The 14,493-nt window shown below is 66.4% G+C and carries 8 protein-coding genes; 2 read left to right on the top strand and 6 right to left on the bottom strand.

Features of this window, described 5'->3' with window-relative positions:
* The first annotated feature begins 139 nt into the window (after positions 1-139).
* Positions 140-1,642 (top strand): YdiU family protein, encoded by a 1,503-nt coding sequence (locus tag VGN72_03905; protein HEV7298485.1) that lies wholly within the window; start codon positions 140-142, stop codon positions 1,640-1,642.
* 73 nt (positions 1,643-1,715) lie between these two features.
* Here VGN72_03905 and VGN72_03900 read toward each other — a convergent pair whose 3' ends face one another.
* The 4 genes from VGN72_03900 to VGN72_03885 form a co-directional block, all read right to left on the bottom strand.
* The gene (locus VGN72_03900; GenBank protein ID HEV7298484.1) at positions 1,716-3,890 is read right to left on the bottom strand and encodes a glycoside hydrolase family 36 protein; all 2,175 of its coding nucleotides are present in this window, start codon (positions 3,888-3,890) and stop codon (positions 1,716-1,718) included.
* 28 nt (positions 3,891-3,918) lie between these two features.
* The gene (locus VGN72_03895; protein HEV7298483.1) at positions 3,919-6,003 is read right to left on the bottom strand and encodes a hypothetical protein; all 2,085 of its coding nucleotides are present in this window, start codon (positions 6,001-6,003) and stop codon (positions 3,919-3,921) included.
* A 128-nt stretch (positions 6,004-6,131) separates the two neighbouring features.
* Positions 6,132-6,575 carry a hypothetical protein gene (locus VGN72_03890; GenBank protein HEV7298482.1) on the bottom strand — a complete coding sequence of 148 codons (444 nt, stop codon included), beginning with the start codon at positions 6,573-6,575 and terminating at the stop codon, positions 6,132-6,134.
* 84 nt (positions 6,576-6,659) lie between these two features.
* On the bottom strand, positions 6,660-7,022 hold the full coding sequence (locus tag VGN72_03885; GenBank protein ID HEV7298481.1) for a type II secretion system protein: 363 nt from the start codon (positions 7,020-7,022) through the stop codon (positions 6,660-6,662).
* Positions 7,023-7,259: 237 nt separating this feature from the next.
* On the opposite strand from VGN72_03885, the gene VGN72_03880 reads away from it, so the two are divergent.
* Positions 7,260-8,561: a XylR family transcriptional regulator gene (locus tag VGN72_03880; GenBank protein HEV7298480.1), complete on the top strand. Its 1,302-nt coding sequence runs from the start codon at positions 7,260-7,262 to the stop codon at positions 8,559-8,561.
* Here the strand turns inward: VGN72_03880 and VGN72_03875 are convergent.
* Positions 8,470-11,007 carry a family 78 glycoside hydrolase catalytic domain gene (locus tag VGN72_03875; protein ID HEV7298479.1) on the bottom strand — a complete coding sequence of 846 codons (2,538 nt, stop codon included), beginning with the start codon at positions 11,005-11,007 and terminating at the stop codon, positions 8,470-8,472. The two genes, VGN72_03880 and VGN72_03875, sit on opposite strands and share 92 nt — an antisense overlap.
* Positions 11,004-14,483 (bottom strand): hypothetical protein, encoded by a 3,480-nt coding sequence (locus VGN72_03870; protein HEV7298478.1) that lies wholly within the window; start codon positions 14,481-14,483, stop codon positions 11,004-11,006. Before VGN72_03870 ends, VGN72_03875 begins: the two co-directional genes overlap by 4 nt.
* Positions 14,484-14,493 lie beyond the last annotated feature (10 nt).

The raw sequence follows: 14,493 nt of genomic DNA, 5'->3' as shown, positions 1-14,493 counted from the left end.
GGCCCAGGTCCAGACGGCGACGGCGGACTTTCGGTACTCCGTTGCGCGGCGCGCCTACACTCTTATGCGCGGGTGAGGCATCGCCGTACACCGTGACGACCGGTACCCGCGTCACCGGTGGCACGGAGGGAGCGAACACATGTCCGGATCCGCCCGCCCGCCACTTCACGCATCTCCCTCTCCTGCCGCGACGGGTTGGCGGTTGGAACACACCTACGCGCAGCTGCCGGCGGTGTTTCACGTGACGGTAGCGCCAACGCCGGTGCAGGCGCCGCGGCTGGTGCTATTGAACAGGCCGCTGGCGATCTCGCTGGGCCTATCTACCGAGGCTCTGATGGCGGACGAGCCGGCGGCGGTGTTCGCGGGCAACCGCCTGCCGCCGGGCGCAGCACCGCTGGCACAGGCGTACGCCGGCCACCAGTTCGGCAATTTCACCATGCTCGGTGACGGTCGCGCGATCCTGTTGGGCGAGCAAGTGACCCCAACCGGCGAGCGGTACGACGTCCAGCTAAAAGGGTCCGGCCCCACGCGGTTCTCCCGGCGCGGCGACGGGCGGGCGGCGCTGGGCCCGATGCTGCGCGAGTACATCATCAGCGAGGCCATGCACGCGCTGCGCATCCCCACAACCCGGAGCCTCGCGGTGACGGCCACGGGTGAGACCGTGTGGCGCCAGCCGGGCCCCCTTCCCGGCGCAGTGCTGACGCGCGTGGCGGCCAGCCACGTGCGCGTCGGAACCTTCGAGTGGGCAGCCGCACAAAGCGAGGATCCGACCGCACTGCGCGCACTGCTCGATTACACCATCCGACGGCACTACCCCCAGCTGGCCGGTGCAACCCTACCGGCCCAGGCGCTGCTGGAGGCCGCCATCGAACGGCAGGCGGCGCTGATCGCCCAGTGGCAACTAGTCGGGTTCGTCCACGGCGTGATGAACACCGACAACATGGCGTTGTCCGGCGAGACGATCGACTATGGCCCCTGCGCCTTCATGGACCGCTATGACCCCGCGACCGTCTTCAGCTCAATCGACGTCGCGGGACGCTATGCCTACGGCAACCAACCCCGAATCGCGCAGTGGAACCTGACACGCTTGGCCGAGTCCCTGCTGCCGTTGTATCCCGACGAGCAGGCGGCCATCGCGATGGCCACCGAGGCGCTCCAGCACTTCACCGATCGTTTTGAGCACTATTGGCTGAGCGGCACGCGGAGGAAACTTGGCCTGTTCAACGAAGAGCCAGGGGACCGGGCGCTCGTCGACGCGTTGCTCGATTGGATGCGCACCACTCACGCAGACCACACCAACACGTTCGCTGCATTGGCCGACAGCGTGGTGGCTCCAGATGCCGCCGCGGCAAGCGATCCGGCGTTCACGCAGTGGCATGATGCTTGGCAGGCCAGACTGGCGCGTCAACCGCAGCCGCGCGAAGCGTCGGTGCAACTGCAGCGCGCCCACAACCCGGCCGTCATCCCGCGCAACCACTTGGTCGAGGCAGCATTGGCGGCGGCGGAACAAGGTGACATATCCGTCACCGAATGCTTGCTGGACGTCTTGGCCGCCCCCTTCGATCACGAGCGCCACGCGCCAAAGTACCGCCTGCCGGCGCCGGCCGACGGCGCCTGTTACCAGACGTTCTGCGGCACCTGACGTGGTGCTCCCGCGTGTGCGATCCTCTCAAATCTGGTAGCCACGTGAGCGGACCGCCGTGCTACGTTTCCCCCTAAATGTGTGTCGCGTTCGCGCGGACGATTCGCACAGCGGCGGCGGCTAACGGTGGTAGTGAAAAGGTCAGTCTGTCTTGAAGTATCTGCGGTGCCGTCGGTTCCGCGTGATACGTTTCCGCTACGCGCCAACCGGCCGCCAGCGGTAGTGTGATCACGTCGGTGGCAGCACCGGTAAAGCGGTGGGCAACAAATAATGCTTCGTCGCCGCCGGGAGACGTTCGGCTGATGAGTTGGTGGCCAGTCAGCTGCCGATAGCTGAGCGGTTGTGGCGTGTGCCACGCCGTGGTTCCGTGGCGGACCAGTGGGACGCACGCGCGGTAGAAGTTCAAGCCAGCGCGCACGAGGTCGCGCTGCGCCGCGTCCAGCTCGGTCAGATCACCCGAGAGGCACACGCGCCCCAGGAACGTAGCGGCCATGCGGTAGACGATGCGGCGAAGGTCGTCGCTCTTACGCGCGGTCGCCCACACCAGGTTCTGCTCCGGCAGCATTAGCCGATGCATGTTCGCAGCCAGCACCGGACATTCCAAGCCCTCGTGGGCATCGGAGCCGGAGGCGACGGACGCGAGGCTCATCAGCGAATGTTCCAACCGGTGGCCGCCGGACGAACAATTTTCGATGACCAGGTTCGGCAAGCGATTCCGCAGCCGCGTCATAAATCGCCGGACGCCGTCGATATGCTGTCGCAGCCCCTCGCCTGGCGATTCGGCGCCGTCCACGCCGTAGGGCAGCGTGGCGTTGTAATCGATCTTGAGGTACCCGAAGCCCTGCTGGTCCAGCAGATCGATAACGCGGCGCTCGAGCAGCGCGTGTACGTCGTCGCGCCGCATGTCGAAGAACCGTCGGCCGCTCGATTCGATGATTTTCCCGTCCAGGCGCAGCATCTTGTCGGCGTGTTCGAGGAACGACGAGGTTTTCGGCGTTGCCACCTCGTGTTCGAACCACAGGCCCATCACCACGCCCGCATCGCGGGCCGGGGAGACGATCGCGTCAATTCCCTGCGAGAAGACGCGCTCGGCCGACTCCCAATCACCAACGGCGTGCTTGCCGATCTCGGCCTTGCTGCGCTGCCAACCGTTGTCGATGCAGACGTATCGCACGCCCAGTTCCGCGGCCGAGCGAACTTGCGCCGTCATCGTGTCGTGCGTCGGGAAGCCCCACGTCGTGCACCACTCGTTGAAGCAGGCCGGCAGATCGCGCTCGATTGGTGGCGCTGCCTCGCGTCCAGAGCGGTACGTCTCGGTGAGCCGCTGCGACACCTGATCGATGCCGCCGCTGGCAACGGTTAGGAACGCGGACGGTGCGGCGAAGGTCTCGTCGGAGCGCAGCGTCTTCCACCACTGCCCGAACTCCCGATCGGCCAGCCCGCCGGAGAGGTTGACGAAGTCGTCTTTGCGGTATGCCTCGATCTGCCACGACGCGCCGGTAGCCACCTGCGCGCCCCACACTACGCCAGCCTCCACATCCTCCAGGAACGCCAGCGGGAACCACCCGCGCACCGGCATGCTACCGACCTGCCCGAAACGCTCGTTGGCAACCGTGTAGCCCGCCCAGGACCGGTCGAGTTGCAGTTCCTCAAGCCACTGCGCCACCGGGCGGCCCTCGGCCGACCAGTACGAGCGGAAGCGGTGCAGCTTCAATCGACCGGGGGCGGCCTCCGGGTGGAACGGCGTCATGCCGCCGAGCGAGAAACTCGTGATCAGGTCGATTGTTATCTCAATCGCGCCATCGTTGCGTACCGCGGTATCGATCGTGACGAACGGGTCGTTGGCCCGGTGGGTCAGCCGGTGCAGCACGACGATGCCAGCATCGTTCAGCAAGGTCGTCGTGATGACGGTGACGCCGGGCGTCGGCTGGTCCGACTCGGTCGACATCCAGCGCAGCGACTGCGTCGTCCTCGATTGCCGCATCGACATGCCGGCTGTCAGACCACCGCCCCAGTCGTCGGTGGCCAGGCGCACGTGGGCGAGCGAATCGGTACGCCACGCGGGCAGGTTCTTGTTGGCGAAATGGTCGATCTCCACGCCCGTCAACTTCTCGCGGTGCGCCACAACGTCGGCGACGCGGGATGCCGGCAACAGGCAGAGCGATGCGCCGGTGTCGCCCTCGCGCTGGAAATAGCGGGCGACCATATCGCCCAGGGAGTACTCGGCCAGAATCTGCATCGTGTCCATTGCGCGTTACGTCCTCAAAGTCATGCAATCAACCGGCCGGGGCCGTCGCCACCGCTGCGGCGCCAGCTGCGGCGGGAGTAACCGTAAGCGGGGGAGAGATTGGTGCGATCTCCGTCTCGGGCGAGGTCGCGTCCTCGGCCGCCTCCGCGACTGTGCCGTTGTCGGCGAAGTCGCGCTGTGTCGTTCGCAGGTAGCGTAACAAGTCAAAGAGGTCGCGGATGCCGCCGATGAGGAACCAGACGACCGTGATAACCCCCACCACCATCCCCAGCACCACCGTAAAGCGCCACCAGTTCAGCCAAGCCGCATCGGAAACGCCGATGGTCAGGGCGCAGACCGTGCCGATGACGAACGCGACGACCCAGAACGTGGTCCACCCGAACTTCAGGTAATAGATGGCGCGATCGCCGCGCGTGAACTCGGCGGTGATCCCGATGCGGCGCTGCCACGGGCGCAGCCAGGTTGGTTCACCATCGCTTGCCGCTTCCGCTCGTGCTGCGTCGCCGGGGCTGGCATGGGCGCCGCGATATAGCAGCTTGTCCATATCGTGCGGCGCGCGGCATGTGGCGAGGGAGACGCCGACGTACATCAAGATCGAGCCGATCGATGCGATGAACGCGATCCACGCCCCACCGATCGGGAAGACCGGCGACAGCTGCGCCAGCATCGGCACGCTCGGCCACGCCGCCTGCAGCGAGATGCCGAATACCGACACGATGGCGCCAGTCAGCAGCGCCGCCCACGCGCCGGTGGTCGTGCCACGGCTCCAGTACAGCCCGCCGATGATGACGGCGCCCGAGCCGGCCAGGTAGATCGCGCCAGTGAGCAGGAAATACATGAGCAGGTAATCGCGGATTGGAAACGTCAGGCTCCACACGAAGCTGAATGCCGCCACCCCTAGGATCGCGATCCGCAACAAGCGAATGTGTTGCTCGGGCGACAGCGGCCGCTTACGGAACGGCATCACCACGTCTTGCACGAAGATGCTGCCCCACGCGTGCAGGTAGGTCGTGTCGTTGCCAATGCTGGCCCCGATCAGCGCCGCGGCCAGCAGGCCAAGCACGCCCGTGGGCAACACGTGCACGAGCGACAGCGGCACGGTCATCTGCTTTTGAAGCTGCGCATCCCCCACCTGCGCCAGTTGCCCCTGCACCACCGCGGCGTCGGCCGCACGCGAAGGGTCGTGCAGCAGCACGTACGCGCAGATCGGCAGCAGCATGATGATCAGGTACGTCACCCCGCCGCGCCACTCGGCCAGCACACCCGCCATCTTCGCTTCGTGCGGGCTCTTGGCGGCGCAGTTGTATCCCTGCACGCCCTGCCAGCCGAGGCGGTTGTAGAACAGCTTGAAGGCGAAGATCGCGAAGAACCAGACGTTGAAGCTGGCGATGTCCGCCTGATCGAACGGGTCGACGAGCGACTTCCCCGCCGGCGCGCTCGAAAGCGTCGCGGCCACGTCGTCCCACGCGAACGTCAGCAGCAGCGAAGCCATCACCACGACGAACGCGATGTTGACGAACTGCGCTTGCACGAAGTCCGTGATCATCACCGTCACCATGCCGCCGGAGAGGATCAGCGTGAGCGTGAGCGACAGCATCACCAGCATGACCACGGGCAGCGTCGGCACGGTCAGGCCCACCACATCGAACGAGCCCGGCAGGCCGCAGAACGCGATCAGGAAGCGGGCGACGATGCCGGGGAAGACGCCGAAGTTCAGCACCCCCGACACGAACGCGAGCAGCCCCGCAAACACGCGGAAGCGCGCGCTGTACCGCCGTTCGAAGAACTCGGCCATGGTCAGGGCGCGCGTCTGGCGGTAGCGGTAGCTCACCCAGCCGAACAGCGCGATGACCATGCCGATCGGCATCAGCATCATGCCCCACCAGCTCGCGGCGAAGCCGGCGGTGTAGAACTTCTCGAAGTTGGCGACGGTGCCCGCCAGCCCCAGCGCCGCGATGCCTTCCGACAGCGTCAGCAGGTAACGACCCGCGCAACGCCCGCCGGCGAGGAAGTCGGCGACGCTGCGGGTCAGCTGGCGCATCGCAAACGCGATCGCGAGGACAGAGACCATGAAGCCGATGACGATCGCCCATTCAATGGTGGAGAGATTCATGGCTGCGACGGAAAGGGTATTGGGCAGGGAGATGCTCGAGCACGCACCGATGATCCGGCACAATCGCGCGATCGCTCACCAACGCCAGGCTTTCTGCTTAGAATAAGTTGCGATCCCACGCCGCGTGATTACCAGGGATTTCTCACACCCCACATGTCGGCGGTGTTCTGCTGAAGATCGCGCAGGCTCACCGATTCAACGTGGCCGTCGAAGAAGCCGATGTTCGCGGACCGCTTACGTCGGGCCCCGACATCGTTCAGGTACGCGATGCCCGTGGGCGCCGCACCGCCGGGGTGAACCGCCGCGGGCCAGCCGGTCTGTGAGGTTGCAAACCAAGTCTGCTGGGTACCGACGGCGGCGGTGTCGTCGTAGGTGAAGAGGGACCGGCCAATGCCGCTATTGCGCTGCTCGGCATCACCGAGCATGATCAGCTGCGTGCTTCGGCGGATCTGTCCCAACCGCAGGCGGTTCCTCTGACCAGGCGCGCCCTGGTACGGGAAAAGGCGTTGCTGGCGGATGCCGGCGGCGACGGTGCCGGAGTTGGGCGGGAACGAGAAGTTCACGCCGTACATCGGCCAGTTGTCTTCGAAAGCTGGCGAGATCGGTCCGTACGCCGGTTCGCCTCGCGACGGGCAGGAGAAGACGCCGGCGGTGATTTAGCCGAAGCGGGCGTGGTTGTCGCCGGTGATCGGCTTGAACCGCACGCCGAGGTACTTGCCGTCGACGATCTTGTTCACCCAATTGTTGAATGCGGCTCGCGGGCTGCCGTCAACATCGACGTCGTCGGTATCGGCGGCCGACGACGCCTGGTTATAGGGTGGGAATAGGCCCTTGTTGTCGTTGGCGTAAGCGATCAACGACATCGCGATCTGCCGGACGTTGCTCGCACACTTCACGCTGGCCGCGGACTCGCGAGCCTTGTTTAGCGCCGGCAGCAATATGCTGATGAGCAGCGCGATGATGCCGATGACGACCAGCAGCTCAACCAGGGTGAACCCGCGTTGCGTTCGAACGTTCATCGTCATCATTCCCTCGTTCCTTCGTCAGTTCCGCGCGATCCTCAAGTCAGACCTGCGCAGAGAGGTGAACCCGCCCGAAAGAAATGTACGTGATAGGCGGTAATGCAGCTACGCAATGGAGCGCAAATAAACTAAGGTATTTCACAGTAGGGGCTTCCCCGCGAGGCCGTTCGTTGTAATATGAATCACCATCGACGGCCGCGGGTGTCTCAGGTGCCAGAGCGAGGTCCGATAAGCATGCCCAAAGCCAAACGACGCCGTCTCAGCGCCACCGCGACGACCGCCGCAGTTCGAAAGCCGCATGCCGCTTCCGCCACCTCTCGCCTGCACGGCGCGACGCCGATGCCGCGCCGGCGGATCGCAGTGCTCGTCAGCACCTCGACCCTCTGGGGACGCCGTCTGGTGGCTGGCATTCTCCACTACGCCCGCGAGCAGGGCTCTTGGGCGCTAACGCTCGATAGCGAGGGGCCGGCCAGCCGGACCGTGCCACCGGCCCATTGGGACGGTGACGGCGTGATCGGTCGGGTGGCGTGCGCCGCCGGTGCGCGCGACCTGGCGAAGTTGCGCGTGCCGGTCGTCAACGTCTCTGGCATTCGCTTGCGCGAAAACCGATACCCGCGCGTTGCCAACGATGGCCAGGCGTCCAGCAGGCTTGCGGGTCAGTTCCTGCTCGACCGTGGCTACCGGCGGTTTGGATACTACGCGTCTCGATGGACCAGCAGTGTCGGCGACAGTTATGCGGCTTTCGCGCGAGCCGTTGGAGAGGCGGGTTGCACCTGCGAGCGATTCGTGCCGTCGGCCGGCACGGGGCGAGATCGCCGGCGCGCTTTGGCGGCATGGGTCGAGCGGTTGCAGCGCCCCGCCGCCGTCTTCACCTGGGCGCAGGACGGGGTCGACGTGCTGGAGGCCTGCCGCGCCGCCGACATCCTGGTGCCACAGGATCTGGCCGTGCTGGGCGGCGATGACGACGACCTGCGCTGCGCCGCATCGACACCGTCGCTGTCCGCCATCGTTTGCGCCACCGAGCGCGTCGGGTACGAGGCCGCGGGCCTTCTCGACCGGCTGATGCGCGGCGAAACTGCACCGACATCGCCCATCCTCATCCCCCCCACACACGTCACCGAGCGGGCCAGCACCGAAGCGATGGCAATCGAGGACGCCGACGTACGCGACGCCGTTCAGTTCATCCAGGCGCACGTGATCGAGCCGATCACCGTCGAGGACATCCTGCGCCGCGTGCCGGTCAGCCGGCGGTCGCTCGAGTACCGTTTCGAGCGCATCATGGGGCGCACGCCCGCCGCCCACCTCCGGCGCCTGCGCGTCGAGCGCGTGAAGGAATTGTTGATCGAGACGCAGTTGCCGATCAGCGACGTGGCGATCCAAGGAGGCTTCGGCTCGCCCGAATATCTGTCGGCCGCATTCAAGCAGGCGGAGGGGACGACACCGCTCAAGTTTCGACAGCAGTTCCAGGCACTCCGCGCTCGGCAGTCGGCGGAACGACGGGACCCGACGCCAGATCTGGAGTCAGCGGTAGAGTGATCTCGTGCGCACCGCTCGTCAGTTCGCGGCCGTCCACCATCACCGCGATGCACCCGGTCGGGACCAGCAGGTTGCAGATCACCCGCTCGCCGTCGCGCCACAAGTGAATGATGATCGGTCCCCGCGGCGTCGGCACACGGCCGCTAGCGCCACGCAGGGTTCCGAGCGTCGGCGTAATGCGCACACGCTCGAAGCCCGGCCGCAACGGTCGGATGCCTAGAATGAGTTCGGAAAAGATTGCCAGCGGCGCCGCGCCCCACCCATGGCTGGCGCTGGTGACGTCCAGGTTCAGGCCGTTCGGGTCGGCGTGCGACGCAACGTCCCAGCGTTCCCACAACGACGTCGCGCCCGCTGCCAACAGACGCCCGTACCGTTCGCGGACGATCGAGACCGCCAGGTCTCCTTGGCCGTGTGCGGCCAAGGCTCGCAGGACCACCGTCATAAAATAGGGGCTGCCGATCAGCACGCCTGGGTCTGGAAGACGCGTGGCGTCGGCAGCGAACACCGACTGCAGGATCCGCGCTGCCCTGGGTTCCCCCGCCGCGTGAACGTGAAGCAGCGCCAAGGCGTTCACCGCTTCGGACAGGGGCGTCGGCACCAACGCGTGCCCGGCGGCGGCACCGCCATCGGCACAACCGACCACGGTCGCGTAAGCGCCGCGGACTTCGTCCCACGCGGTGTTCACGATCGCCGCCTCCAGCCGTTCCGCACGATCTGCACAATTGGCGGCGGCCTCGGGTTCGCCCAGGGCAGTGGCCAGGCGAGCCGCGCACCGCAGCGCTTCCAAGTACTGAACGTTGAGCGCGGTGGATGCGAGGCCGGGGGCATCACCGATGTCTGGCAGGCTCCAGTCGATAAAGTTCCAGTGCGGCACATCGGTCAGCAGGCCGCTGCCGGGCGACACGTGCGCGTCGAACCAGCGCAGCGCCAGCAGCACGTTCGGCCACCACCGCCGCGCGGGCGACAGGTCGCCGGTGTAGAGCCAGTAGTCGGCGAACGAGCAGATCCACGCGAGCGTAAACGACGGGATCGGCTGGTAGTTCTCGTGCCCGTCCGGGTAACGCGAACGCGTGAGGCCGTGGCAATCTTGTCCCTGGCCGATCTGGTCGAGCAGCTTCGCGTGCAGGCGCGGGTCGCCGGACAGGTGGTAGTTGAACACCGCCTGCCATCGTCCATCGCCCATCCACTGCTGCTGTTCGCGGCTCGGTGAATCGACGAACGCGTCCTGAGCGCAGATCTCGAGCGTGCGGGCCGACACGTCCCAGATACGATCGAGCGCAACGTCGTCGGCTGCGTTGAAGCTGCCGATGCGGTCGATCGGATAGCGCCGCGTTCGCGCGCCGACCGAATGCACGATGACCTCGCCCGCCGCGTTGCGAACGGTAAGGCGCAGGTAGCGGAACGCGCGCCAGCCGAATGCCACTTCCAGCGCGTTGCGTCCCCCCGCCAGCACGAATCGCGTGAATGGGCGGTTGGATACGTGATGCGCAGGCACCTTGCCGTCGATCAGCGTCTCGGCGTAGGCCACATCGATGATCGCCCCTGCGGGGCCGGTGACGTCCAGCCGCGCGTACCCCACCTCGACCCGCTCAAAATCAAACGTCCGCACCGCGACGGTGCCAGCGGGGGTCGCCGCGATCGAGACTTCGCCAGTCTCGTTCCGCGGAATCGGGCTGTCGGTCCACGCGCCACTCTGCTCGGACATCAGCTGGTGGAACAATCGAGCGGCAGGCTCGGGGCGGTCCACCACCGTAGTCTGGCGCACGGCTCCAGTGGACTGAATGATCTCTTCCCGCAGCAGCGGAATTGGACGCTGCAACAAGTTCCAGAACGGGTGGTTGTACCGGCCCAGCGCCCGCACCTTGGCGGCGGGCCACGCGGTATCGTCGAACTCCACCTCGCGCCACGCCGGTTCGTCGCGACGCGCGTCGAACACCTCGATCTGACCCTGGCAACCATTCATTCGCGGCGAGTCGACGTCGTAGGCATCGGCCATGCTGCACCGCCAGGTGGCATCGGTGCAGATCGGCGCAGTGCCGCCTTCGAACGTTACGTCCGCCAGCAGCAACGGAAACCGCGCGACCGACTGGCCCGTATCGTAAGAATGAAAGTGAACCAGCACGGCGATCAGGTTCTCGTCACCCGGCCGCAGCAACGGTGCGAGGTCGTGCTGGTCGTAGAACGAATAACGTGGATCTGCACGGCACGGCCCGCGCGCGACGTAGGTGCCGTTGACCCACAGCGCGTAGTTCGCGTCGGCGAACAGCCGCATGCGCCCCGCGGTCGCGCCCGGCGGCAGGTGGAATCGCCGGCGAAACCGGCAGTAGGCATTCAGCGGCAGGTCGTAGTACGGCCGCCCGTCGGGAAACCAGATGAACGACGCCCCCCGCTCCCAACGAACCGTCGGGGGCGTACTCAGCGTATGGCCGGCGTAAAGCGCGTTCACGGTGCGTGCCCCTTCAGTTCGATCTTCACCTGCTGCGCAGCCCCCTGCCCGGGCAGGTTCAGCTCAACCAGTACCTCCGCGGGTTCCTTCGCGTCAACGGGGTAAAACGTCTGTTCGTACGGATACTCGTTCACCGTCGCCCGTCGCCCGCCAGAACGGAGCGTCACACTCATCGAGGCCCCCTCCGACGGGCGGCCGGTAGCAACGACGTAGATCGAGTCGCTGCCGAAGGGCCCGCGAAGCCGGAAGGCATGCACGTCACCCCACGGTGAACCCGTCGAGCGCACCACATGACCCTCGGCGACCGGCCCGGCCTGGGCAGGGGTTTGCCGCAGCTGCGCCGGTAGCGACAGGACTATTATGCCCATCGGCGGCACGGTCGGGGTGAGCGTTGCCGTCATCGCAGCGTCGTCACCGATTCGCTGCCCCGTGCCATCGTACACGGCGTACGGCTGGCCCAGCATTAATTCAGGATCGGTCAGTTTCACGGTGGCGGCCACCGCTTCCTTCGATTCGTTCATCATCACCAGCCACAGGCGATCGGCGCCGCGGCCCATGATGTAGTTGATCTGGTCGCTGTCGACCGTCAGCGTCTTGCGATCGAGGCGCGGAACCACGTCCGCATCATCGAACACGCGGCCCCGGCCGCCACCGAAAATGCAGTTGTTGAACCAGACGTAGCCCGCCTGCTTCACCCACGGGAACGCGATGCGCCCTTCGCTGCGGAGCTCGGCTTCGGTAAAGAGGTAGTCGAGCGTCATCGCCAGGTGGGGCTCGATGTGCTGGTAATAGATGAACGTGAGGTCGGGTCCGCGGTACGGGTAGCGCGGGTCGAGGTTCACGTCCGTCGCCAGCGGCACATAGTAGCCGGGGTAGTTCGCGTACCGGCCGATGATCGCGTTGCGCGCGTACGTGTGAAAGATCTCTCGGCCGGTGTGCTTGTAGAGCCGAAGCAGGTGCGGCGCCCAGTTCGAGAGCATGATCGGCTGATGCCCACCGGTCGGCCGCCAGTAGGTCACCGGCTGTTCCATGCTCAGTCCGACGGGCGAAACGACCCAGTCCGGAGCCTGTGTGGTCGGCGGCACTACAGTTGGCTTGCCGTCGGCCCAGCCAAGGCGCATCTTGCGGTCGCCGTACCAGAAGTGGACGGGACCGCCGCCCTTGTCCTGCATCTGGCCCACGCCCTGATTGATCGGCACGACCTGCCCCGTGACGGCCGGATGAGAGCGCTGGCCCGCGATCGTCAGGAACGCCGCCTCCTCCGCAGCGGCGAGGTACCGCCGGTCGCCGGTTAGCTCGAACAGGTCGATCAGGTCCCACCACGCCGGGTAGAAGCTGACGTTGTAAAACGGCATCAGGCCCAGCGGTGTACGCTGGTCGTGGTAGGCACGCTTGATCCAACGGTCGGCTTCTTCGATCAGTGCGGCGCGCGCCTGCGGCGTCGGCGTCAGCCGGTATTGCGCCAGCATTTCCGACCAGCGCGGCAGCGACGTCGAGAAAGCCGTCGTGTGGCGCGGCTGGCCCTCCACGATGGCCATGTCGGCCACCCACGGGTTGGCATTGCCAAGCAGCGCATCAATGCCCTGCCACGTCGATGTGGTGGCGAAACTGCCGGGCACCTGAAGGTGGGTTCGCGCTTCGTTGATGTATACCGGAAACGCCTGCGGCACAGACGTGGCAAAGTGGGCAGCGGGACGTGTGAGCAGGAACTCGATCGTGGGTAGCGCCCGGCGGACCCACAGGTCCTCGTCACCGCTCAACACCGCCGCCGACAGCATCGCCAGGGGCGCGGTGTGCGTGGCGGTAACGCGGCTCTCGATGTTGTACAGGCCCTTTAGCTTCACGTCCCAGCCGCTGGCCTTATCGTCCTTCAACAGGTCGAACATGTTGAGCGCCGCCTGCGAGAGCGACGCGCCGGCGGGCCGGCGGTAGTCGGTAACTCCGAAGATCTGGTTCGACGCGTATTCGAGCGCGCCCGTCCACTCCCCGGGCCAGGCAAGCACGTGGAACGAGGTGGTGCGCCGCTCGCCCGCCTCGGCGCGCGAGCCCGGCATGCCGAGCACCGGGGCGAACGCAGTGGGTTGAATTTCGCCTGAGCCGCTGTGCAGCGAGAAACCGTAGTGGGCGTTGTCCTTGCGCGGCCACTCGAACGGCATGCGGCTGATGTCGGCCGTGACCGCCAGCGTAAGCGCCGCTCCGTCCCGCCCGGCACGCTGCACCATCGCCAGCGCGTGAGGCGTGATGGAACTGGTGAGCATCGTCGGCTGCCGGGGCAGGCGCTGCATCTGGAACAGCGGCGGCAACTGCACCGCCTCCACGTCGGCGGGTGCGGTCTCATCGAACGCGGAGAGTGCGACGGAGTGGTCACCGCTCGCGCTCACCACGTACGCCACGTCCACCTTCGCGTCGCGGCGGCCCGGCGCCAGCGACCATGTCGCCTCGACCTGATGGGCGCCATCCTCGCTCACGTACGTCACCACGGCGGATGCCGCGCCCGTGGCGCGCACGGCGCGGGGTGTGAGGCGAGTATGGTTCGCCGAGGCCACGGGGTCGCGCCCGCCGCCCCCGGTGGTGTAAGCACGCTCGACAACGTTGACGATCAGCTCGTCCAGGCCCGTGTTCCAGATCGGCACGACCTCCTCGGCCTGCAGCGACGCCTTAGGCGCCATCAGCATCACTATGGCTTCCGACGGTGAACCCGCGTGAACTTCGCGCCACCCACCGTCGCCGTCGCGCACGCTGGTGCCGCGCAGGACGAGCGGTCGGCCAGACGCGTCGGCCACCTCTCGGAAGTCGAGGCGAACGACCTCGTTCTCGATCGAGGCGACTTCCTTCGTAACGCTGTCAGCCGCCACTACAGGCGCGGCCTCGAACGGCTTGCGCGGGGTGGCCGTCACCGCCGTTGGCATCACGCGATACTTGAGCAGCTCGCTGGCAACCAGGTTGTTCGGGTTAACTTCAGCGGTGGTCAGTAAGACCGCATCGCACCGACCGTGAAACTTGGCCGTGTCACGCAGCGCCAGCACGGCAGGGCCAGATTTCAGGTCGGCCACACCCACGTGCTCCCAAACCCATCCGTCAATCGCGGCCACACCCGATTCGCGCTCGGCGGGCTGCCCGTTGACGTAGAGCCGAAACCGCCGTGTGCCCGGCTGGCTGGTGGCAAACACGCGGGCGCGCGTCCACAACTGATATTGACCGGCGGTGGGCACGTCGACCACGGTCAGCACATCGTGCGCAGAGCCCGAGGTACGAATGTACTTGCCGCCAAGCGTGCCCCCCTCGCTCTCGATCGTCCAGCTGGCGTGGAACTGGAACGATTCGGCCTCCACCACAACATGAGCGCCATGGGGCGCCGCCACGGCAGCGTCGTCGGCGGCGCGTGTCGAAGCACATAAGCAGAGCGCCGCGATGGACGCTACTGCCACCCGCAGGAACTGCTTCGACCGGATCCGATTGATGATGCGACCGTCCACGTGGTTCACC

The sequence above is a fragment of the Tepidisphaeraceae bacterium genome (assembly GCA_035998445.1).
Taxonomy (GTDB): Bacteria; Planctomycetota; Phycisphaerae; order Tepidisphaerales; family Tepidisphaeraceae; genus DASYHQ01.
The sequence above is the reverse complement of the archived record's forward strand: the minus strand, read 5'-3'. Positions and strand labels throughout refer to the sequence as shown.